The organism is Chitinophaga sancti (assembly GCF_034087045.1).
GTDB lineage: Bacteria > Bacteroidota > Bacteroidia > Chitinophagales > Chitinophagaceae > Chitinophaga > Chitinophaga sancti_B.
Window position 1 is genome coordinate 2,536,834 of the sequence record NZ_CP139247.1, and the last position, 23,030, is coordinate 2,559,863.

Sequence of the window (23,030 nt, forward strand, 5' to 3'; positions counted from 1 at the left end):
GAGGAAAACCGGCTTGTCCCGCAGGTCGGTTTTCTTTAAAATAATGAGCAAACTGAGCGCTAAGAGCAGTTTTGCAGACATATGGAAACTTATATTAATACTGGCCGCAGTACTGTATCTGGCCACATGGGCATTCCTATACCCCAAATTTTAACGATTCTTTTCAGCACACTTAGCAGATTTTACAGGAATTGAGTGTATGTTTATCGTGCTTTTTGGCACATGATAAATTTAAAACAACTCTATAGGAACAGACTATTCAATATTGGTTTACATATTGCAGTATGGACCTGTTTCCTGTTCTTTCCCTTTTTTATCTATAGGATCAGGATTCAGCATCCCTGGTTCTTTGTACGTGAAATTGTGGATAACCTCTTTCTGATAGGGGTGTTTTACCTCAATTTTTACTTCCTTATTCCCCGCTTTTTTACTATCAAGAAAATTGTCTATTACCTATCCTTTGTGGTCATGGTACTGGTTTTTGTGATTATGCAGCAGGCAGTTTCCGAATATGTGTTCTGGAAAGTGTATGCGAAAGAAGACGTAGCCTTACACCAGTCGGGGCAGGAGGGGCTTATGCCACCGCCCATGTACCATTATTATCATGACCGGCCACATGGAGGAGTAGATTTCCGGGAAAGACCCCCGCTGGCATTTGACGACGGGTCGGTAAATGGAAAGGTCCCAACCTTTCTGGACGATATTTTGTTTCCAGAAATACTGCGAAAGACGGTTTTTGCTGCCCTACTCATGTTGTTTATGAGTGGTTTTATCAAGATTGCCCAGGAGTGGTTTAAGTCTGAACAGCAGCGTGAAGCCCTTAAACTGGAGAATTTAAACGCCGAATTAAAATTTTTAAAGTCCCAGATTAATCCTCACTTCCTTTTTAACTGTCTAAACACTATCTACTCACTGGCACATAAACATTCTGCACAGACCGAGCATGCTATTATTAAGCTCTCGACCATCCTGCGGTACATGATTTATGAGTCAAATGAGGACAAGGTACAGCTACAACAGGAACTGCAATATCTAGAAGATTATATTGATATTCAGAGACTTAGGCTGCCTGAGGATATCGTCGTGGATTATGCAGTACAGGGCAATCCGGCAGGATTACGTATTGAACCCATGCTCCTGGTCCCATTCGTAGAGAATGCATTTAAGCACGGTATCAGTTATGCGGAGCCTTCTTTTATTGCCATTGCGGTGGCGATTGAAAGGAATCAGGTACGACTGGTGGTGGAAAATGCTGTTTTCAGACAGCGGATGGCCGAAAAAGGGGGGATTGGTTTACAAAATGTAAAAAAGAGATTGGAATTACTCTATACTGAAGACCACGAGCTTGAAATAACAGAAGCTGAAAACCAATTTATTGTTGATCTTAAAATCGAGCTGAAAAATGATCAGGTGTATAGCGGTGGATGATGAACCACTGGCATTGGAAATTATTACAGACTTTGCGAAGAAAATACCCTTTCTTCAGCTGGTGGGCACATTTGAAAATGCTGCAGAAGCATTACGCTTTTTACAGGAGGAGCGGGTAGACCTGTTGTTCCTGGATATTAAAATGCCTGACATTACGGGTATACAATTCATGAAGTCGTTGAAGTATCCGCCTATGGTGGTGTTTACAACGGCGTATGGAGAATATGCGCTGGAAGGCTTTGACCTGGAAGTCGTGGATTACCTGTTAAAGCCGGTACCATTTGAGCGATTCCTGAGGGCAGCTACAAAGGCACTGGAATTGCAGACGATGTCGCAGCAGAAGAATAATGATAACAATAACAATCATGTGAATGATTATATCTTCATCAAGACAGAGTACAAGATCATTAAGATCAACCTGGAAGATATTCTCTTCATAGAAGCACTGAAAGATTATACGAAGATCTATACACCTTTTCAACCAGTATTGACTTTACGTAGTTTAAAGTCGTTTGAGACAAGATTGCCATCGGACAAGTTTATCAGGGTGCACCGCTCTTATGTGGTGTCTTTAAATAAGATTAACTCTGTGGAGAAGAATACAGTGATGATTGCGAATCAGAGTATTCCGATCAGTGATGGGTATAGAGAGAAGTTTTATGATGTGATCAATAGAAATAGCTAAATAAAAAAGGCCTTTGCTACCGCAAAGGCCTTTTTTTATCTAGACCCCAAAAGCTTTTTAGGATTTATTTAGATGATTTCCTTCAGTTTAGCTACTACCCGGTCTACTTCCTCCTTTGTATTGTGCTTACTAAAAGAGAACCTCACTGCAATCATATTGGGGTTGCTGCTAATGGCACGGATCACATGAGAACCTGCATCCGCACCGGATGTACACGCACTACCACCAGAAGCACAAATACCATTTATATCCAGGTTGAACAGCAGCATTTCACTCTTCTCCGTTTTAGGGAAGCTTACATTTAGCACTGTATACAGGCTACGGCCATACAGATCACCATTGAAGTCTACACCCGGAATCTCTGCTTTCAGTTTCTCTGCCATATACATACGCAATCCGTTGATGTATTCTTTGTGTTCCTCATGATGAGCAGTAGCCAGTTCTAATGCCCTGGCAAAACCTACTATACCATACAGATTTTCTGTACCGGCACGCATATTCCTTTCCTGTGAACCACCTTGTATGAACGGTGTGATCTTCACATTTTCGTTTATATATAAGATACCCACGCCTTTAGGGCCATGGAACTTATGTCCTGCACCATTGATAAAGTGAACAGGAGTATTGCGCAGGTCAAAAGGATAGTGACCTACTGTCTGTACTGTATCTGAGTGGAAGATGGCGTCAAACTCTTTGCAGAGGTTACCAACAGCATGTATATCCAGCAGGTTGCCGATCTCGTTGTTCGCATGCATGAGTGTGACCAGGCAGCGCTCTTTGGATGTAGAGAGCAGTTCACGCAGGTGGTTCATGTCTACATGTCCATTTGGCAGCAGTTTTACATAGCTCAGTTTGATATTGTCACGTACATGCAGGTGCTCTACAGAGTGCAGGGTGGCATGGTGTTCGATCTCAGAACTGATGATGTGTCGGCAGCCGAGGTTATGGATGGCAGCGCTGATAGCGGTATTGCTGGATTCCGTACCGCCTGAAGTAAAGAAGATCTCTCCCGGATGGGCATTCAGTATTTTGGCTACTGACTTGCGCGCATTTTCAATGGCAAGGCGTGACTCCCGGCCATAGGAATAGATGGAAGAAGGATTTCCAAACTTTTCCGTCATGAAAGGCAGCATCACATCCAGCACATCCTGGTCAAGCGGCGTGGTCGCTGCGTTGTCAAAATAAATTCTGTTCAAGGTGGTTAGGTGGTTTTTGATCTGATAAAACGCCATAGGCGGGTACAAATGTCCAACTTTTTTTAATAAAACAGCACCGATTTCTTTGGCGCATACCTACCAAAAAAAACGCTTTTGCCGCGTAGGCAAAAGCGTTTTTTTTTCGGCTGGCGATTGCCTGCGGCGCTATTTTCAATGCATGAATTCTCTGATATCCTGCATTATTCTTTTAGCGATGTTATCTGCAGTCGTTTCATTCTGACTTTCAGAGTAAATCCTGATGATTGGCTCAGTATTGGAAGTTCTCAGGTGAACCCAATCCTTGTCGAACTCAATCTTCAGACCATCTTCGGTATTTACCGGCTGGTTCTTATACTTACCCTTGATCTTTTCAAAAATCGTCTTCACATCCACACCCTTATCCAGCTCGATCTTATTCTTTGAAATAAAGTAATCAGGATAGCTGTTTCTGATGGCCTTCAGGTTCTTCTTTGTATGTGCCACATGGCTCAGGAACAAACCAATACCGATCAGCGCATCGCGACCATAGTGCAGGTCCGGAACGATGATACCACCGTTACCTTCACCACCGATCACGGCATTTACTTCCTTCATCTTCCTTACTACGTTCACCTCGCCTACAGCTGAAGGGTGATACTCCCCACCAGCTTTCAGGGTCACATCTTTCAGTGCCTGGGTAGAAGACAGGTTGGAAACGGTATTCCCTTTCCGGTGCTTCAGGATATAGTCAGCAACCGCAACCAGGGTGTACTCTTCACCGAACATGCTGCCATCTTCGCAAACAAAGCAAAGACGATCCACATCCGGATCTACGGCGATACCCAGATCAGCCTGTGACTTGTTTACTTCGTTGCTCAGCGCAGTCAGGTTCTCCGGCAGAGGCTCGGGATTATGACTAAACCGGCCATTCACTTCACCAAACAGTACTGTTACATCCTCCACACCCAGGGCTTTCAGCAAAGCCGGAATGAAGGTAGCACCAGTAGAGTTTACCGCATCCACCACTACTTTAAAGTTGCGCGCTTTGATAGCCGCAACGTCTACCAGCGGGTAATTCAGGACCATATCTATATGCTTCTGCATATAGGTATCGTTCCTTTCATAAGTACCCAGCTTGTTGACATCAGCAAAGGTAAAGTCTTCGCGGGCTGCAAGGTCCAGTACGACTGCACCATCCTCGCCGGAAATGAATTCGCCATCGCCATTCAGTAGCTTCAGTGCGTTCCATTCCTTTGGATTATGGCTGGCAGTCAGGATGATACCTCCGGCAGCATTTTCCATTTTTACCGCAATTTCTACCGTAGGGGTAGTGGAAAGGTCGAGGTCTACCACGTCCAGTCCCAAACCATTCAGGGTGGCAACAACCAGTTGCTTGACCATTTCACCGGAAATACGTCCGTCACGGCCAATAACTACTTTTTTGTTGTCAGATTGTTGTGTGAGCCAGGTCCCGAATGCTGCTGTAAATTTTACCACATCAAGAGGAGAAAGCCCTTCGCCGGGTTTTCCTCCGATGGTTCCGCGAATACCAGAAATCGATTTGATCAGTGCCACGAATTTCAATTTAATTAGAGAAGGGCAAAGATAAAGTTCCAATTCTCAAATGACAAATTCCATATTTCCAACCCTTTGCGTATATACAAGCAATTTTTGTAAAGTGTACAAAAATTATATCCCCCGCTGGCTGAATTCTCTCTATCCGCTACTATATATAATATATATAAGGTAAAATTTCATCAATTTTTGCCTTTTTAGCATACTCAGCAGGGTTTAATACCTATATAATTGGTTTACTACCTTTTAATGGGATTTTAAACTTATCCTTCGATCTTCACATTCGGAATTTGGTATATTTGCCCCCTGTTTAAATTATTGTTAATAATTTATGCATTCTCAAGTACTAAAATAGCACCACATTACATGAAATCATTTTGGAAGAATATACCTAAGTATATTCGGTATGTGATTGTTCAGGCCATATTCCTCTACCTTTTCACATTGCTGTTTCGGTTGATATTTTATTTTTTCTTCTTTAAATCAACCGTTCACGATAATGGAGCCATTGCTAAAGCCTGGAATTTTGGTTTGCGCTTCGACATTCGCCTGACACTCTATGTCATGGTGCCGTTGTTGATCATTGCCCTTATCTCCCGGAATTCCTTTTTTACAAAGACCTGGATAAGGAGATTCACGTTTATCTATCTTTTTATTATCTATTTCGTCCTGGTATGGATGTACATCTTTGACCTGGGGCATTATGCCTATCTCGGTCTGAGAATAGAACCATCGGTAACGCGCTTCCTGTCTGACGGGGAGAGGGGGGATAATGCGACCATGCTGTGGGAAACTTATCCTATTGTAAGGGTCGTGATCGCCGTTTGCCTCTTTATGTGGCTCATGGGCCGTCAGTACAAGGGGCTGTACCGCCGATTCAGCAAAGAAGCGCCGGTTTACCTGAAGGCAGGCCGTTATACCAGCTGGACAGTGAGTATCATTCTGTTATTTGCCGCCGGCATTTATGGCAATGTGGCTTACTTCCCATTGCGCTGGAGCCAGGCTATGTTTAGCAGGGATAATGGTATTACCAGCTTAGGATTGAACCCGGTTTTATACTATTTATCGAACCTGAGTGTACAGGCCGACACTTTTGACGAGAAAAAAACGAAGGAATTATACCCGACTATTGTAGATTACCTGGGTATTGACCACCCGGATGTGGATAACCTGAACTTTGAGCGGGAAATTCCCGGATCGGACGAGAAGAAGAAAATGAATGTGGTACTGGTTATGCTGGAATCAACAGGGGCTTGTATCACCAGTATGTGTGGCAACCCGATGCAGGCTACACCAAATATGAAGGCCCTGGCAGACAGTGGTATCCTCTTCAATCATTTCTATGTACCAGCTATCAGCACCGCCCGTACTGTGTATGGGGTGACAACTGGTGTACCGGATGTGACAGTCACCCAAACTGCCAGCCGCCATCCCCGGATGGTAGACCAGCGGGTGATTATGGACCAGTTCAAGGGGTATGAAAAATACTATCTGCTGGGAGGAAATACCAACTGGGCAAATATACGAGCTGTGTTTACCAACAATGTGGCAGGAGTAAAAGTATATGAAGAAGGGATGTACAGTGCACCCAAGGCTGATGTGTGGGGAATTGCTGACTATGACCTGGTAAATGAGGCCGATAAGTTGTTCAAAGATGCCAATAACAGAAAGCAGCCGTTCATCGCATTTCTGCAACTGGCTGATAATCACCCTCCATACACCACTACTTCTGGTGGTGGCGGATTTAAAAAGGTAACAGAGAAGGATATCGACATGGCAAAGTTCAAAGAAGCTGGTTTTGTATCCATCGATCAGTTCAATGCCCTCCGTTATGAAGATTACAACGTAGGCCACCTGATAGATCAGGCGCGCAAAAACGGTTACCTGGACAATACCATCTTTATCATGTTCGGCGACCATAACTGTAGCCTCAATCCTTACCACTTCATGCCGGTACCGGAATATGAACTGGGTAGCGGTGGGGTACATGCCACCTGCTTTATATATGCACCGGGTACGATAAAACCTGCGAAGATCAATTACCCGGTAAGCCTTGTAGATGTATATCCAACTATGGCGAAGCTGGTAGGTATGCCAGTGAAGAACTACACGATGGGTAGGGATATGCTGGATTCTACCATTAAAACCAGGTATACGCTCAGTGTATATGCCAAGAACCTGATGACGCATATGGCAGTGATCGGGAATCAATACCAGTACGAGATAAATATGAAGACCGGGGAACCGGCGCTATATGACCTGAAATCCAAAGATCCCATGAAGAATGTGGTAAAGGAGCTGCCGGATACGGCAAAGGGACTGGACAGGCTGGTGAAGGCGATGTATGAGAGTACGAGGTATCTGATGTTTAATAATAAGAAACCAAACGCTAAATAGCACCAGATGGGGATGATAAGGTCCTCCCCCCTCTGTATTTAACCGGTTGGAGTTTGCTTTCACAAACTCCAACCGGATATTTAGTATCTTGCACTCCCAATTATGATACTAGAAGCATATAACGATACGGACGTGGAAGTACAAAAACAGTGGTTCAAAGATTGGTTCAATTCTCCCTATTATCACCTGCTGTATAACAACAGGGATAATAAAGAAGCTGCCTCATTTATCGACAAGTTGCTGGAATATCTGCAACCAACCGCCAGCGCAACCATGCTGGATGTAGCCTGTGGCCGTGGTCGTCACTCCCGCTACCTTGCGGACAAGGGCTTCTTCGTTACAGGCATTGACTTGTCCATCAACAGTATCAATATTGCAAAAAAACTGGAAAATGATCACCTGACCTTTTTCCAGCACGATATGCGTCTCCCATTCAGGGTCAACTACTTCGACCTGGTTTTCAACTTCTTCACCAGCTTTGGCTACTTCGAGTCCCAAAGGGAAAACGACAATGCGCTCCGCACCATTAAAAACTCCCTCAAACCGGGAGGAAAACTCGTACTGGACTATCTGAACAGCACTTATGTAGCTGAGCACCTGGTAGGCAGCGAGATAAAAGAAGTGGACGATGTTGTTTTCGACATTCAGCGTGAGTTGGTAGACGGTCACTTCCACAAGCAGATCAATATCCTTGATCGTGCCCGCCTGCAGCGTGCTTCCTTCACCGAAAGCGTATGCGCCTATACTTTAGCCGACTTTGAAGAGATGTTCGCCCGTCAGGGTTTACAGATAACTGAGGTCTTTGGTGACTATCATTTCAATGCTTATAATGAGCAATTGTCACCCAGACTGATCATTATTGCCACAAAACCTTAGACATGAAACAAGCATTGCTTCACCTGGACCATCAGTTGTTCAACCTGATCAATGGCCAATGGCATACGCCGTGGATGGATGCCTTCATTCCCATGCTAAGGGAACCCTTTATGTGGGCGCCATTATACCTTTTCCTCGGTTTGTTTGTCACTATCAACTTTGGTTGGAGAGGTTTCTGGTGGATTGCCTTTTTCCTGCTCACTTTTGGTCTTGCAGACCAGGGTAGTCTGCACATTAAGGACTTTTTCGACAGGGTAAGACCCTGCCGTAACCCGGATCTGGCGGGTACCGTGCGCATTCTGGTGAGTTATTGCCCGCAGAGTGGTAGCTTTACTTCCAACCATGCAGCCAATCACTTTGCTCTGGGGACCTTTTGTTTTTTAACTTTTCGCCATATCAACAAATGGCTGGCTTCCCTGTTTTTCCTGTGGGCACTTGCTATTTGCTATGCTCAGGTATACGTAGGGGTGCATTATCCATTTGATGTAGCTGGCGGTGCCATATTAGGGATATTTTTAGGAGTAATGAGCGGCAGCTTTTTCCAACGCCGTATCCGACTGGAACCTGAACTAACGACATGAACTGGCTTTTATTAATCATCATATTTGCTGCTACCATAGGTGGTGGTATTATTCCAATGGTGGTCAGGAAGGCAAATCCCAACCTGCCCATTTACCTGCTGGCATTGTCTGGCGCCTGCCTCTTCGGCATCACTATCCTGCACCTGGTGCCGGAAGTGTATCACGAACTGGGTCACAAGGCTGGTATTTACATAGTAGCCGGCTTTTTTCTCCAGGTAGCGTTACAGCAATTATCACATGGTACAGAGCATGGGCATACCCACCTGCCACAGGGGGACCATGATCATGTGTCTATTACCCCTTTATTGCTGGGACTTTCCGTACATGCATTTATGGAAGGAATTCCACTGGGTTTCCGGTTCGCAGACCCGGCAGCACTGTCTTCGCTGGTGATAGGAGTAGCTGCCCACAAGTTGCCGGAGGCGATGACTTTGATCACTGTTATGATGCATAGTCATCAGCATGGAGCGAAACTATGGCGTATTCTTCTTATCTTTTCAGCCGTCACTCCGGCCGCCGCAATACTGGCAGCCGTTCTGGGCAGTCACTCCGTGTATATTACAAACATTATCGTTTACCTCGTAGCGTTGGTAATCGGAGCGTTTTTACATATATCCACTACCATTTTCTATGAAAGTGGTACACGTCATCATGAATTGAGCAAGCGGAAGGTGTTGGCCATAATGGCAGGACTCCTTTTAGCATTTCTTACTTTAATATTTGAATAATTCTTTATTTTTAGGCTTTTAATATGGAAGTCGTCGTCATTATCTTCATCCTTATTTTACTGAACGGTCTCTTCTCCATGGCAGAAATAGCTATGGAATATTCGAGGAAGGCCAGGCTGGAATACCTTGCCAATAAAGGGGATGAAAAAGCAAAAGCAGCATTAAAGCTTGCAAACAATCAGGACAGGTTTTTGTCCACAGTACAGGTCGGCATTACCCTAACAAGTATTGCCATTGGACTTCTATCTGGTATTTTCCTCAGAGCGACACTCGTCGACATTATCTCAAGATCACCGCTGCTTAGCCCATACAGCAATGGCATTGCCATCACGATAATCGTGGTTGTAGTGACCTATGTGACCCTGGTGCTGGGAGAACTGCTGCCCAAAAGGGTGGGAATGGCACGTCCGGAAGGTATTGCGAAGAGCGTAGCCAGACCTATGATCCTGTTATCCAGAATCACATATCCTTTTATCTGGTTTCTGGGAATCTCTACCAATCTGCTGGTAAAGATCTTCAATGTGAAGCCATCAGACAATAACCTCACGGAAGATGAAATCAAGGCCCTGATCACTGAATCAGACGCGATTGAAGAAACCGAGCAGGAGATCATCGAGCGTGTTTTTCACCTCGGAGACCGGAATATTACCTCTCTCATGACCCACCGTACAGATATTGAATGGCTGGACATCCATGATAATAAAGAGGTAGTGAGGAAGAAAATATTTGACAGTCCACACTCAGTATACCCTGTATGTGAAGGACAGGTAGACCACATTGTAGGTATCATTAAGATTAAGGATCTCTATATGGCTGCCGCTTCTAATAATTATTCCCTGAGTACCATTCTGAGAAAGCCCCTGTTTGTTCCGGAGAACAACTCTGCTTATCAGGTATTGGAAAAATTTAAGGAAACCCAAAGCCGTGCAGCCTTTATCGTAGATGAATATGGTACCTTCCTGGGTATGATCACCCTGAACGATATCCTTGAAGCGATCGTGGGCGACATGCCTGAAACAGGTCAGAACGATGACTGGGAGATTGTGGAACGTGAGGATGGTAGTTTCCTGGTAGATGCCCAGATCCCGTTTTATGACTTCCTCAGCAAGTTTGACAAAGAGGGCTGGATGACGGAGTTTGAGCAGGAATTTGATACTATGGCCGGATTTATCCTGCACCACCAGGAACACATCCCTAAAGTAGGGGAGAAGTTCGAGTGGAGAGGATTTACCTTTGAGATAGTTGACATGGATGCCCACAGAATTGATAAAGTACTTGTAGTAGCTCCGTCACCGGAAGTGGAGGAAGGATAACCTTGAATGCAAAAAAATGAGTTAACTCCCAGGGGGGATAATTGGGTGAATTTATTAATTTTGCGCTCTCTTTTACATAAGTAAATAATTTAATTTAATACAATACAATGGTCGTATTAGGAAGTAAAGAGCTTTCTTTGGAAGAAGTGCACCGGATCTTGTTCAATGGGGAGGAATTATCCCTTGATACAGCGGCTTTACAACAGGTAGAGGAGAATTTTACATTCTTAAAGCAGTTTTCCGCCAAAAAACTGATCTATGGTATCAATACCGGTTTTGGCCCTATGGCACAATACCGCATCAGCGAAAACGATACACATCAGCTGCAATATAATCTAATACGCAGCCATAGTTCAGGAGCTGGTAACTACCTGAATCCTGTACTGACCAAAAGTTTGATGATAGCCCGTCTCAGCAGTTTTATGCAGGCACATTCCGGAGTACATCCTGAACTGGTGATATTACTGAGAGACCTGATCAATAAAAACGTTTCCCCCTGTGTTTATGAGCATGGTGGAGTAGGTGCCAGCGGCGACCTGGTTCAGTTGGCTCACCTGGGCCTGGTACTGATCGGTGAAGGAGAAGTGGTATATGAAGGCCAGCTGCGCCCGACAGCCGAAGTATTTGCGGAACTCGGCATCAAGCCAATAAGTGTGCATGTACGTGAAGGGCTGGCAGTGATTAACGGTACCTCTACCATGACTGGTATAGGTCTGGTGAACATCATCCAGGCAAAGAAACTGCTGGGATGGAGTTTGATCCTGTCCGCTATGATCAACGAGGTTGTGGAAGCATTTGACGACCACCTTTCTGCCGAACTGAATGCCGTAAAGAAACATGCCGGTCAGAACAAAGTGGCTGCCGCTATGCGCGACATTCTGAAAGATAGTAAGATGGTAAGGCACCGTCCTGACCACTTCTACAAAGAACTGGAAGAAGAAATCTTTAAAGATAAAGTACAGGAGTACTACTCCCTGCGCTGTGTACCACAGGTGCTGGGTCCGGTTTACGATACGCTGGCACATGCTGAGCAGATCCTGGTACAGGAACTAAACTCCGTGAGCGACAACCCGGTAGTGGATCATCATCAGCAGAATGTATTCCATGGTGGTAACTTCCACGGTGATTACATCTCCCTGGAAATGGATAAGGTGAAGATTGCGATCACCAAACTGTCCATGCTCTCTGAAAGGCAGCTGAATTACCTCATGAACGACAAGCTGAATCACAAGTTCCCCCCGTTCATGAACCTGGGAAAACTGGGTCTCAACTTCGGTATGCAGGGTATTCAGTTCACTGCTACTTCTACTGTAGCGGAGAACCAGACGCTGTCATTCCCGATGTATGTGCATAGTATTCCTAACAATAATGATAACCAGGATATTGTGAGCATGGGTACCAACTCAGCGCTCCTGACCCAGAAGGTAATAGAAAATACCTTCGAAGTGCTGGCTATCCAGGTGATGACGATGCTCCAGGCAGTGGATTACCTGAATTGTCAGGATAAACTGTCATCCTTCTCACACCTGATCTACCAGGAGGTAAGGGCAATTTTCCCTAAATTTATCCAGGACAGCCCTAAATACAAGGATGCTAAAAGGATTAAGGAATACCTGCAGCAGCACGAACCAAAAGTGAATATCTAAAAGGATTAAAATACTAAAGGATGAAATGTGCTTTAATAACAGGTGGCTCCAGGGGCATAGGCAGAGCGATATGTGTGAAGATGGCCGAAATGGGTTACTATGTGATTGTCAACTATAAAGGAAACGAGGCTGCTGCCAATGAAACGCTGGAAGCAGTGCGTGCGAAAGGAAGCAACGGAGAAGCCTTACAGTTTGACGTAGCCAATGAGCAGGAGGTACAGGCAGTACTGGGAGGATGGGTAGAAACCAATAAAGAAAAACAAATCGAAATACTGGTAAACAATGCCGGTATCCGTGAAGATAACCTGATGTTCTGGATGAATTCCACCCAATGGCGCAATGTGGTAAACACAAGCCTGGATGGATTTTTCTATGTAACCAAGCAGGTACTGAACAATATGTTGATGAAACGTTACGGACGTATCATTAATATTGTATCCTTATCAGGAATCAAAGGATTGCCTGGTCAGACCAATTATTCTGCAGCTAAAGCAGGTGTGATTGGTGCTACCAAGGCTTTGGCGCAGGAAGTAGCCAAACGTGGTGTGACTGTGAATGCAGTAGCGCCCGGTTTTATCAAAACAGATATGACAGCCGAACTGAATGAAAAGGAACTGGCTGCCCAGGTACCTATGAACAGGTTCGGAACCCCCGAGGAAGTAGCAGAAGCAGTGGCATTTTTTGCCGGCAAAGCATCTGCTTATATCACAGGTGAAGTACTGTCCATCAATGGTGGTCTGTACACCTGATAAAAAGTATAATTCATTGTAGATCAATGCACCTTACTGTCACACACCCACGCATTATCAACCAGCCTGCTAAACGGGTAGAAACCCCGTATACTTTTTTATTTTCGCATAAAGGCTGCTCTAAAAAATTGTTATCATGAACAGAGTTGTGATCACCGGATTGGGGATTTATTCCTGTATTGGAAAAAACCTGGAAGCTGTAAGAGACTCATTATATAAAGGTAAGTCCGGTATTATCCTGGATCCTGCCCGGAAAGCGTTTGGGTATCGCTCAGGGCTGACGGGTTATGTAGACCGTCCGGACCTGAAAGGTATGCTGGATCGCCGTTCCCGTCTCATGATGCCGGAGCAGGCGGAGTTTGCCTACATGAGTACCCGCGAAGCCCTGGCTATGGCGGGACTGGATCAGGATTACCTGGAAAAGAAGGAAGTGGGGTTGTTGTTTGGTAATGACAGCTCTTCCAAGCCAGTGATAGAGGCGACAGACATCATGCGCGAAAAGAAAGATACCATGCTGGTAGGTTCCGGTTCTGTATTCCAGACCATGAACTCTACCATCAATATGAACCTGGCCACCATTTTCAAACTGAAAGGCATCAACTTTAGTGTGAGTGCGGCTTGTGCCAGTGGCTCCCATGCTATTGGACTAGGGTACATGTTCATCCGCAACGGTATGCAGGACTGTGTGATCTGTGGGGGAGCACAGGAAATCAATATTTATTCAATGGGCAACTTCGACGGTATTGCTGCCTTTTCAGTAAGGGAAAATGACCCTGCAAAGGCCAGTCGTCCGTTTGATAAAGACAGAGATGGCCTGGTACCAAGTGGTGGTGGGGCAACTGTGATACTGGAAAGTCTGGAATCGGCACAGCGCCGTGGTGCAACGATCCTGGGTGAGGTGATTGGTTACGGATTTTCATCAAATGGTGCGCACATCTCTAACCCGACTATAGAAGGGCCGGTGCGTTCTTTGGAAATCGCCCTGAAAGATGCTGGTTTAAAACCGTCAGATGTGGAATACATCAATGCACATGCTACCAGTACCATTGCCGGTGATGCCAGCGAAGCGGCCGCCATCGATCAGGTATTTGGCGAGAGCAGACCGCACGTGAGCTCCACCAAATCAATGACGGGGCATGAGTGCTGGATGGCAGGCGCCAGTGAGATTGTATACTCCATGCTGATGATGCAAAATGGCTTTATAGCGCCGAATATTAACCTGGAAAACCCCGATGGCGCAGCAGCCAGATTAAATATAGCTGATACTACCATTAATAAAGATTTTAATATATTTTTGTCTAATTCTTTTGGATTTGGGGGAACCAACAGTTCATTGATAGTCCGCAAGTGGAATAATGAATAGCTTGTTGTTAACTGTCAGCACTTTAGAGTATTTATTATAACTTTGAGGCAAAGATCAACGCACAACATTAAGAAGGGTACAGACAGATAAAGGAATACTAAAGATGATTAGGTGACGCGAACTATTTCAAACCAATTTTTAAACACACAACCTATATCTGAGTTAGTTTACACTTGATTATGGATAAGAAAGAGATTATACAAACGACGAATGCATTCCTTGTAGAGGAATTTGAGGCTGATCTGGCTTCCCTGACGCCTGATGCTAACCTGAAAGCTACCCTGGATCTGGATAGCCTGGACTACATCGACCTGGTAGTTGTAATTGAGAATAATTTTGGCTTCAAGGTAAACCCTGAAGATTTCCAGGGTATTGTTACCTTCCAGGACTTTTATGACTACGTAGCCAATCGTCTTAAACAAAAAGAACTGGTATAATGGCTTCCTGGGAGGGAAAGTCGAAAGGGAATAAACTGGGGTACAGCATCTTCATTGGGACATTACGTTATGGAGGCGTATTGCCTGCCTACATTTTATTAAGGTTTGTAGCCGCATATTATTTCTTATTTTCCTATAGTTCATCTCGCCCTATTTTTCAATATTTTCATACGAAGGTAGGTTATGGCTGGTGGAAGTCATTGTGGAGTGTGTACAGGAATTACTATGTATTCGGACAGGTACTGATCGATAAGGTCATTGTCATGTCCGGATTGTCTAATAAATTTACCTTTGAGTTTGAAGGGGAGCAATACCTCAGAGAAATTACCACAGCGGGTAAGGGCGGAATCATGCTCAGTGCCCACCTGGGTAACTGGGAGGTAGCAGGTCACCTGTTTACAAGGTTGGAGACCCGCATCAATATTGTGATGTTTGACGGGGAGCATGAAAGGATCAAAAATTATTTATCCAGTATAACGGGAGAACGTAATGTGAATATCATTGTTATTAAGGATGATTTGTCGCACATTTACGCCATCAATGAAGCGCTGAGCAATCAGGAGCTGGTATGCATGCATGCGGACCGGTTTCTGGCAGGCAACAAAACAGTGAATGCTACCTTTATGGGGCAGGAAGCCAGTTTTCCCGCAGGACCATTCCTGCTGGCAGCCACCTTCAGGGTACCGGTATCACTGGTTTTTGCATTTAAGGAGACCAATACCCATTACCACCTCTATGCTACGCCACCACATGAATATCATGGCAGGCGCCGGCAGGGGGTAGAACTGGCTGTACAGGATTTTGTGCAGGAGCTGGAAGGTATGGTGAAAAAGTATCCTGAGCAATGGTTTAATTATTACGATTTCTGGGAACAGCCTAAAACTAATTAAAAAAAGATGTTCATCCATACTGACGACATTACAGCATATATTCCACAGCGTGCACCGATCGTGATGATCAGTGGTATCCTGGAAGTAAAAGATAATATCACCCGTACCGGCCTTCAGATAGCGCCGGACAACCTGTTTGTAGAAGATGGTGTACTCAAAACTCCAGGCCTGCTGGAGAATATGGCACAGACTGCGGCTGCCAGGGTAGGTTACGTAGCACAACAGGAAAATACCCCCGTACCCATCGGTTTTATCGGTGCGGTAAAAGATTTTGAAGTGTTTGAATTCCCACCTGCAGGCTCCTTTATCGAAACTACCACGGAGATCGTGAGCCAGGTGTTCAATGCTACCATGGTAGCTGCCAAAGTTCAGTTAAACGGAAAAGTGATGGCTCAGTGTGAGCTCAAAATATTTATAAACCCCTAATCACTTAAAACCATTCTTTATGATGCATGTTAGAAAACAACCTTTTCTTCTCCTGACATTGTTCCTGTTATGTAGCGCAAGTATATCCTGTTATGCACAAACTTTAAAAGAATTTTTCGCCAACACTTCTACACCGCTAACCTATCTGGGCGTAGACTTCTCGTTGACGAAGATTCAGGGAGAGGCTGCGACTCCAACTGAAATCAGCACAAAGTTTGAACCTATTAATTCTGTCATCATTACTGAAGCTAAAAAGTATGACATAACAGGCTCTTTCAAAAGAGATGCAGCTGTCATTAATTACCCTGATGCGGTAAACAAAGTGAATGAAAACGCGAATGTGACCAAAATGAAGACTGATAATGTGAGCGACCTGGGCACATTGACACCTGACGATATCAGCAAACATGTAAAAGAATATAACCTGAATGGTAAGACTGGTATCGGGCTGGTATTCATCATGGATGGCATGAGCAAAACAAACAAGGAAGCTGCGATGTATGCGACCCTGATTAACCTGAGCACAAAGAAAGTATTGCTCACAGAAAAAATAACAGGTAAGGCACAGGGTTTCGGTTTCCGTAATTACTGGGCATATACCGTTTACAAAGTACTGCACACAATTAGTTCCGATAAATATAAAGACTGGGCAAAAACCGCTGCATCAGCTCCTGAAGAAAAGGTAGCAGAAGCGCCAAAAGCTGATACTGCGAAGCCGAAAGCCGCCAAGAAAGGCAAGAAGGCCGTGTGATAAAACTGATGAAAATATGTACCCGACACTAACGGAAAAGGCCAATATACTGGTAAAGTTTAATGAAGCAGATCCACTGGGAATAGTATGGCATGGTCACTACATACGCTATTTTGAAGACGGCCGCGAAGCCTTTGGAGAAAAGTATGGGTTCCGTTACCTCGATATATATAATCACGGATATTCGGTGCCGGTTGTAAAGGTAGATTGTAATTACAAACGCTCTTTACGCTACGGAGACCGTGTTATTGTGGAAACCACCTATGTAAATACCCGGGCAGCCAAACTGAAGTTTGAGTATAAACTATACAATGCTGCCACCGGAGAACTGGTGGCGGACGGTAGTTCCATGCAGGTATTTCTGGACATTGAGACAAATTCATTGCAACTGACCCTGCCTTCCTTTTTCGAGAAATGGAAAAGGGAGCATGGTCAGCTCGAGCAGACTAAATAAATGAGCGGACATGAGGAATGTGTATGTAGCGGCAGATAATATCTTTTCTCCGCTGGGTAGTACGACAGCTGAAAATTTTGCACAGGTATGCAATGGGCAGAGCGGCATTCGCCTGCATGATGATCCGGCCTTTTCACCGGGTCCTTTTCATGCTGCCATGTTTGCACCCGGACAGCTGAAGATGACTGCCCATACACGCTTCGAACAGATGCTCATCCGTTCTGTACAGCAGGTACTGGACCAAACCAATATTGATATAAACGATGGGCGTACTGCTTTCATCGTATCCACCACTAAGGGGAATATAGAACTGCTGGAAGAACAGGAAAACCCTGTGATGGCAGAGATGGAACTGTTCCATACTGCCCGCAAGGTAGCCACTCACTTTGGTTATATGGCGGATCCGATTGTAGTAAGCAATGCCTGCATCTCCGGATTATTGGCGATACTCACCGCCAGGAGACTGATCCTCTCTGGCAGGTATGACCAGGCAATTGTAACGGGAGCAGATGTGCTGACGAAGTTTGTATTATCCGGTTTCCAGTCATTCCAGGCAGTAAGTCCTGAAGCCTGTCGTCCTTTTGATGCAGCGCGCAAAGGGGTTACATTGGGAGAAGGAGCCGCCACAGTGCTGTTGACTGTTCGCGAAATGGGCATTCGTGTGGGTGCGGGCGCAGTCACAAACGATGCCAATCACATCTCTGGTCCGAGCCGTACGGGTGCAGAACTGAGTTATGCGATGCTGCAGGCACTGAAAGGAACGGGGTTAACGCCATCGGATATAGGATTTGTATCCGCACATGGTACTGCTACAATGTACAACGATGAGATGGAGTCCAAAGCCTTACAACTGGCAGGTTTGCTGGAAACACCAGTGAACAGCCTGAAAGGATACTATGGACACACCCTGGGTGCCGCCGGCCTGATAGAAGCTATCATCGGTATGCAGGCGCTACAGCAGGATATAGTGATACCTACACTGGGATTTGAAACACTGGGTGTAAGTCAGCCAGTGTTGGTTAGTAATCAGATAACACATAAACCAATGCAGCATTTCCTGAAAACAGTGTCGGGATTTGGAGGGTGTAATGCTGCGATGGTATTTTCTAAATAGATATACATACAGCATGGAGCTTTTTAGTAAAGAAACAAAGACAGCCCTACAGGCACAGGAAGCAGCCCTGAGACTGGCATTTGCACCGATCGCATTCCAGGCCACCCGCGCACTGCGTGACTTTGGCATTTTGGAAGTGATCAGCAACAGTGGTCCTGAGGGATTGACGATTGAAGAAGTATTAGAGAAAGTAAAACTGTCTCGCTATGCTGTACGTGTATTGCTGGAGGCGGGTCTCGGTATGGAATTACTGATTGTAAGTGAGGAGAAGAAGTATATCCTGACCAAGACAGGTTACTTTATTCAACACGACAGGCTGACCCGCATCAATATGGATTTCTCACAGGATATCTGTTACCTGGGTATGAACCACCTGAAAGAAAGTCTGGAAGAAGGCCGCCCTGCAGGCCTGAAAGAACTGGGGCCATGGGATACCATTTACCCGGGTTTACCACTCCTGCCACCTGAAATTGGCAAGAGTTGGTTCGACTTTGACCATTATTATTCCGATCTGGCCTTTCCACAGGCACTACAGATCGTATTTGCCAATAAACCACGCACCCTGCTTGACATTGGCGGTAATACCGGCAAATGGACACTGGCATGCACTAAACATGACGACAATGTTCGTGTGACCATGTTTGACCTGCCAGGTGAAATTGAAATTGCTGCGCAAAAGATGAAAGATGAGGGTGTAGCGGATCGTGTATCTTTCCACGAAGCGAATATCCTGGATGAAAGCCTGCCTTTCCCACAGGGATTTGATGCGATCTGGATGAGTCAGTTCCTTGACTGCTTCTCCGAAGAGCAAATTGTATCTATCCTGAAACGTTGCCGTGAAGCGCTGACCGAAAATGGTACCATTTATATCCTGGAACCATTCTGGAACAGGCAGCGTTTTAAGTCAGCAGCATTCAGTCTGCAGCAGACCAGCCTTTACTTTACCGCTATGGCCAATGGAAACAGTCAGATGTACCACACTGACGATTTCTTTAAATGCATTGCTGATGCAGGTCTGCGTATCGTAGAGGAAAACAACCAGATGGGCTTAAATTATACCCTCTTAAAGTGTCAAAAATGAGAGAAAAAGTAGACGTGCTGGTCATTGGTGCCGGCCCTTCAGGAACTGTAGCTGCTTCTATCATTAAGCAGGCAGGTTATGCTGTGAAAATCGTCGAGAAATTACAATTCCCCCGCTTTGTGATCGGGGAGAGTTTGTTGCCCCGTAGTATGGAAGCCCTGGAAGAAGCAAAGTTCATTGATGCAGTTACTGCTCAGGGATTCCAGCAGAAGTTTGGCGCCAAGTTCGTAAAGGGCGACAAGATCTGTGATTTTACCTTTAAAGAGCAATTTACCAAGGGGTGGGACTGGACCTGGCAGGTAACCAGGGCCGATTTTGATAAAGCCCTGGCAGATGCAGTAGAAGCAATGGGGGTGCCGGTATGCTACAATACCACTGTGACCAATATCGAATTTAATGGCTCCGATTCTGTTACTACTGTAGAAGAAGCAGATGGTAAACAGTATGAGATCGAAGCCCGTTTTATAGTAGACGGAAGTGGCTATGGTCGTGTGATTCCACGCCTCTTCAATCTCGAAAAGAACTCTAATTTACAACCTCGTAAAGCACTGTTTGCCCACACGGTGGATGTAAACAGGTTGCAATATGACGAGCCTAACCGTATTACAGCTGTGGTGCACCGCCCAGGAACCTGGATCTGGATTATTCCATTCAGTTCAGGCAATACTTCGGTAGGTTTTGTAAGTGATCCTTCTTTCCATAATGAGTTTTCAGGTACACCAGAAGAGCAGTTCCGAGCTATGCTGGCAGCAGAACCTTATACCAGAGAGCGTTTCAAAGACGTAGACCTGGTGTTTGAACCACGGGTGCTGGAATCATGGTCCGCCACCACAGATAAGTTCTATGGAGAAGGATTTGTATTAACGGGTAATGTGACCGAATTCCTTGATCCGATCTTTTCATCTGGCGTAACTTTGGCTTGTGTATCTGCACAGACGGCATCTAAACTGGTGATCCGTAAGCTGAAAGGCGAAGATGTAGATTGGGAAAAAGAATACATGCAACCCACTATGCAGGGGGTGAACACCTTCCGCTCTTATGTAATGGCATGGTATGAGGGTACCCTGGACAAGATCTTCTTTGCAAAGAATATTCAGCAGGATATGAAAAACCAGATATGTTCGGTACTGGCAGGTTATGTATGGGATGAAACCAATCCATATGTAAAGAACCATGAAAAAGGATTGCAACGCCTGGCACGTACCATCGAACTGATGGAAAAGATTGAAGAAGAAGGTAAAAACCTTGTATAGTATCATTTAATAGCGAAGATTTGGATAGCACCAGGCTAAATATAACAGGAAGTGTGGTGATCCGGAACAACCGGATCTACAGGAATAATGAGGTGATCTGGGAGACACCTGAAGATCAGCTATTGCCTGACTTTTTGCGGGCGGCGTATGATCATTTTTCAGGGCAGTATCCCAAATTTCATAAGATGGATCATCTCAGCAAGCTGGGATGGCTGGCGGCAGAAGTCCTGTTACAGCACCGACCGTTTACCGGGTATGCACCTGAGCAGGTAGGATTGATATTAGCCAATCGTAGCGCCAGTCTGGATACAGACCTGCGCTATTTTGATTCAATAAAGGAATTTCCCAGTCCGGCGTTGTTTGTATACACGCTGGCCAATATAGTAATGGGGGAGATCAGCATCCGTCATGGATTCAAAGGAGAGAATGCGTTCTTTACTTCGGATCGTTATGATGAAGTGCTGCTCATGGATTATACAAAACAGTTACTGACAGAAGGGGCGGTAAGTGCTGTATTGTGCGGATGGGTAGAGGTGATGGGAAGTGAGTACGAAGTGATTCTTCATCAGATAGAAAAATAATTTCTTTCCGTGACCCACACTGTGGGGCACGCCGTTTAAAATAAAAATATCATGGAAAATTTGATGGCTACACTCAAAGCCCAGATCATAGAGCAACTGAACCTGCAGGAAGTAAAACCGGAGGATATCGGCGACGATACCCCCCTGTTCAAAGACGGACTGGGACTGGATTCCATCGATGCACTGGAACTGATCGTTCTGCTGCAGCAGCATTATCGTATTCGTATTGCCAATCCTGAGCAGGGACCTGAAATTTTTCATTCCGTACGCTCAATTGCCAATTTCATCACAGCACATCAGCAACAAAATCAATAAACCATGAGCGGAAACGATGTTTGGGTATTAGGTGGTGGCGTCATTTGCGGTATCGGTAACAACGTACCGGAGTGTATTGCGGCTTTCCGGCAAATGAAGCCGGGCATGACCACTATGCAATACCTGACCTCCACACATCGCGACAGCTTTCCGGTAGTAGAAGTAAAAGCTGACAACGCTACGCTGGCTGCAAAGGCAGGTCTCCCTGCCCACATCAGCAGAACAGCACTACTCAGTGCCGTTGCAGTAAAGGAAGCATGGGAGCGTGCAAAGCTGGGCAATATCCGCGAATACCGGGTAGGTCTCGTCTCAGCAAATACCGTAGGGGGGATGGACAAAACGGAACACTTCTTCGCCGAATACCTGCAGGATAACCAATCCGGCAGATTGCGCGATGTAGTCAACCACGAATGTGGCAGCATCACTGAACTGGTAGCCGATATGCTGGGCATCCGCCATCATGTATCTACTATCAGTACAGCATGTTCTTCATCTGCAAATGCGATTATGTATGGCGCCAGATTACTCAAAAACAACCTGGTCGACGTTGTAATTGCAGGAGGAACAGATGCCCTGACCCGCTTCACCCTCAATGGATTTAACACCCTCATGATCCTCGATCAGAAAGCCTGTCGTCCATTCGACGATACCCGCACTGGTCTGAACCTTGGAGAAGGCGCCGGCTATATCGTAATGGTCAGCGATGCCATTGCACAAAAGATGGACATCCAGCCATGGTGTAAACTGACGGGTTATGCCAATGCCAATGATGCTTACCACCAAACGGCTTCTTCGCCTGATGGCATTGGTAACTACCTGGCGATGCAGCAAGCGATGGAAATGGCAGGCATCACTACTGAGGACATGAGCTATATCAACCTGCACGGTACAGGTACGCTCAACAATGATCTGTCAGAAGGTACAGCCATTCAGCGTTTATTTGGGAATGCCGTGCCTCCGGCCAGCAGTACCAAATCGTTCACCGGTCACACATTGGGTGCCAGTGGTGGTATAGAAGCCGTATTTGCTGCACTGGCAGTGAAAGAGGGCTATCTTTATCCCAATGCACAGTTCAGCCATCAGATGAAGGAACTGAATTTTTCGCCGGTGACGACATTTTCAGAAGGCAATGTGATCAACAATGTCATGTCAAACTCTTTTGGATTCGGCGGAAACTGTTCCAGCCTTGTCTTCTCGAAGGAAATTAGTTAG

The 23,030-nt window shown here is 45.4% G+C and carries 23 protein-coding genes; 21 read left to right on the forward strand and 2 right to left on the reverse strand.

Features of this window, described 5'->3' with window-relative positions; translation table 11 throughout:
• Positions 1–222 precede the first annotated feature (222 nt).
• Together SIO70_RS10625 and SIO70_RS10630 are read left to right on the forward strand one after the other, a co-directional pair.
• On the forward strand, positions 223–1,428 hold the full coding sequence (locus SIO70_RS10625) for a sensor histidine kinase (protein ID WP_320580846.1): 1,206 nt from the start codon (positions 223–225) through the stop codon (positions 1,426–1,428).
• Complete coding sequence (locus SIO70_RS10630; protein WP_320580847.1) at positions 1,403–2,113, forward strand: LytTR family DNA-binding domain-containing protein; 711 nt, start codon at positions 1,403–1,405, stop codon at positions 2,111–2,113. The genes SIO70_RS10625 and SIO70_RS10630 overlap by 26 nt, the downstream gene beginning before the upstream one ends.
• 68 nt (positions 2,114–2,181) lie before the next feature.
• On the opposite strand, the gene SIO70_RS10635 is transcribed toward SIO70_RS10630, so the two are convergent.
• A complete protein-coding gene (locus SIO70_RS10635) occupies positions 2,182–3,309 on the reverse strand; it encodes a cysteine desulfurase family protein (protein ID WP_320580848.1) in 1,128 nt (375 codons plus the stop codon).
• 171 nt (positions 3,310–3,480) lie between these two features.
• On the reverse strand, positions 3,481–4,863 hold the full coding sequence (gene glmM, locus SIO70_RS10640; RefSeq protein ID WP_083721427.1) for a phosphoglucosamine mutase: 1,383 nt from the start codon (positions 4,861–4,863) through the stop codon (positions 3,481–3,483).
• Positions 4,864–5,229: 366 nt separating this feature from the next.
• Here glmM and SIO70_RS10645 point away from each other — a divergent pair, with 366 nt between their 5' ends.
• The 19 genes from SIO70_RS10645 (at position 5,230) to SIO70_RS10735 (ending at position 23,030) form a co-directional block, all read left to right on the forward strand.
• Positions 5,230–7,260: an LTA synthase family protein gene (locus SIO70_RS10645; RefSeq protein WP_320580849.1), complete on the forward strand. Its 2,031-nt coding sequence runs from the start codon at positions 5,230–5,232 to the stop codon at positions 7,258–7,260.
• A 102-nt stretch (positions 7,261–7,362) separates the two neighbouring features.
• A complete protein-coding gene (locus tag SIO70_RS10650) occupies positions 7,363–8,136 on the forward strand; it encodes a class I SAM-dependent methyltransferase (protein WP_320580850.1) in 774 nt (257 codons plus the stop codon).
• Positions 8,137–8,138: 2 nt separating this feature from the next.
• Positions 8,139–8,717 (forward strand): phosphatase PAP2 family protein, encoded by a 579-nt coding sequence (locus SIO70_RS10655; protein ID WP_320580851.1) that lies wholly within the window; start codon positions 8,139–8,141, stop codon positions 8,715–8,717.
• The gene (locus SIO70_RS10660; RefSeq protein WP_320580852.1) at positions 8,714–9,445 is read left to right on the forward strand and encodes a ZIP family metal transporter; all 732 of its coding nucleotides are present in this window, start codon (positions 8,714–8,716) and stop codon (positions 9,443–9,445) included. The genes SIO70_RS10655 and SIO70_RS10660 overlap by 4 nt, the downstream gene beginning before the upstream one ends.
• Positions 9,446–9,468: 23 nt before the next feature.
• Positions 9,469–10,758, forward strand: a complete 1,290-nt coding sequence (locus SIO70_RS10665) for a hemolysin family protein (RefSeq protein ID WP_320580853.1) — start codon at positions 9,469–9,471, stop codon at positions 10,756–10,758.
• Positions 10,759–10,865: 107 nt separating this feature from the next.
• Positions 10,866–12,404, forward strand: coding sequence for an aromatic amino acid ammonia-lyase (locus tag SIO70_RS10670; protein WP_320580854.1), 1,539 nt, complete (start codon positions 10,866–10,868; stop codon positions 12,402–12,404).
• Positions 12,405–12,424: 20 nt separating this feature from the next.
• Positions 12,425–13,153: a 3-oxoacyl-ACP reductase FabG gene (gene fabG, locus SIO70_RS10675; RefSeq protein ID WP_320580855.1), complete on the forward strand. Its 729-nt coding sequence runs from the start codon at positions 12,425–12,427 to the stop codon at positions 13,151–13,153.
• Between the two features lie 136 nt (positions 13,154–13,289).
• Positions 13,290–14,516: a beta-ketoacyl-[acyl-carrier-protein] synthase family protein gene (locus tag SIO70_RS10680; RefSeq protein ID WP_320580856.1), complete on the forward strand. Its 1,227-nt coding sequence runs from the start codon at positions 13,290–13,292 to the stop codon at positions 14,514–14,516.
• Positions 14,517–14,695: 179 nt separating this feature from the next.
• Positions 14,696–14,953 (forward strand): phosphopantetheine-binding protein, encoded by a 258-nt coding sequence (locus SIO70_RS10685; protein ID WP_083721349.1) that lies wholly within the window; start codon positions 14,696–14,698, stop codon positions 14,951–14,953.
• Positions 14,953–15,843 carry a lipid A biosynthesis acyltransferase gene (locus tag SIO70_RS10690; RefSeq protein WP_320580857.1) on the forward strand — a complete coding sequence of 297 codons (891 nt, stop codon included), beginning with the start codon at positions 14,953–14,955 and terminating at the stop codon, positions 15,841–15,843. Before SIO70_RS10685 ends, SIO70_RS10690 begins: the two co-directional genes overlap by 1 nt.
• A gap of 6 nt (positions 15,844–15,849) precedes the next feature.
• Positions 15,850–16,269: a hypothetical protein gene (locus tag SIO70_RS10695; protein ID WP_083721351.1), complete on the forward strand. Its 420-nt coding sequence runs from the start codon at positions 15,850–15,852 to the stop codon at positions 16,267–16,269.
• Positions 16,270–16,288: 19 nt separating this feature from the next.
• Complete coding sequence (locus SIO70_RS10700; protein ID WP_320580858.1) at positions 16,289–17,020, forward strand: hypothetical protein; 732 nt, start codon at positions 16,289–16,291, stop codon at positions 17,018–17,020.
• A 16-nt stretch (positions 17,021–17,036) separates the two neighbouring features.
• Positions 17,037–17,474, forward strand: a complete 438-nt coding sequence (locus tag SIO70_RS10705) for an acyl-CoA thioesterase (protein WP_320580859.1) — start codon at positions 17,037–17,039, stop codon at positions 17,472–17,474.
• A 10-nt stretch (positions 17,475–17,484) separates the two neighbouring features.
• The gene (locus tag SIO70_RS10710; RefSeq protein WP_320580860.1) at positions 17,485–18,588 is read left to right on the forward strand and encodes a beta-ketoacyl-[acyl-carrier-protein] synthase family protein; all 1,104 of its coding nucleotides are present in this window, start codon (positions 17,485–17,487) and stop codon (positions 18,586–18,588) included.
• Positions 18,589–18,601: 13 nt separating this feature from the next.
• Positions 18,602–19,669: a methyltransferase gene (locus SIO70_RS10715; RefSeq protein ID WP_320580861.1), complete on the forward strand. Its 1,068-nt coding sequence runs from the start codon at positions 18,602–18,604 to the stop codon at positions 19,667–19,669.
• Positions 19,666–20,922 carry an NAD(P)/FAD-dependent oxidoreductase gene (locus tag SIO70_RS10720; protein WP_320580862.1) on the forward strand — a complete coding sequence of 419 codons (1,257 nt, stop codon included), beginning with the start codon at positions 19,666–19,668 and terminating at the stop codon, positions 20,920–20,922. Before SIO70_RS10715 ends, SIO70_RS10720 begins: the two co-directional genes overlap by 4 nt.
• 20 nt (positions 20,923–20,942) lie before the next feature.
• Positions 20,943–21,503, forward strand: a complete 561-nt coding sequence (locus SIO70_RS10725; RefSeq protein ID WP_320580863.1) for a hypothetical protein — start codon at positions 20,943–20,945, stop codon at positions 21,501–21,503.
• A gap of 51 nt (positions 21,504–21,554) precedes the next feature.
• Positions 21,555–21,818: a phosphopantetheine-binding protein gene (locus SIO70_RS10730; RefSeq protein ID WP_083721357.1), complete on the forward strand. Its 264-nt coding sequence runs from the start codon at positions 21,555–21,557 to the stop codon at positions 21,816–21,818.
• A 3-nt stretch (positions 21,819–21,821) separates the two neighbouring features.
• Positions 21,822–23,030 carry a beta-ketoacyl-[acyl-carrier-protein] synthase family protein gene (locus tag SIO70_RS10735; protein WP_320580864.1) on the forward strand — a complete coding sequence of 403 codons (1,209 nt, stop codon included), beginning with the start codon at positions 21,822–21,824 and terminating at the stop codon, positions 23,028–23,030.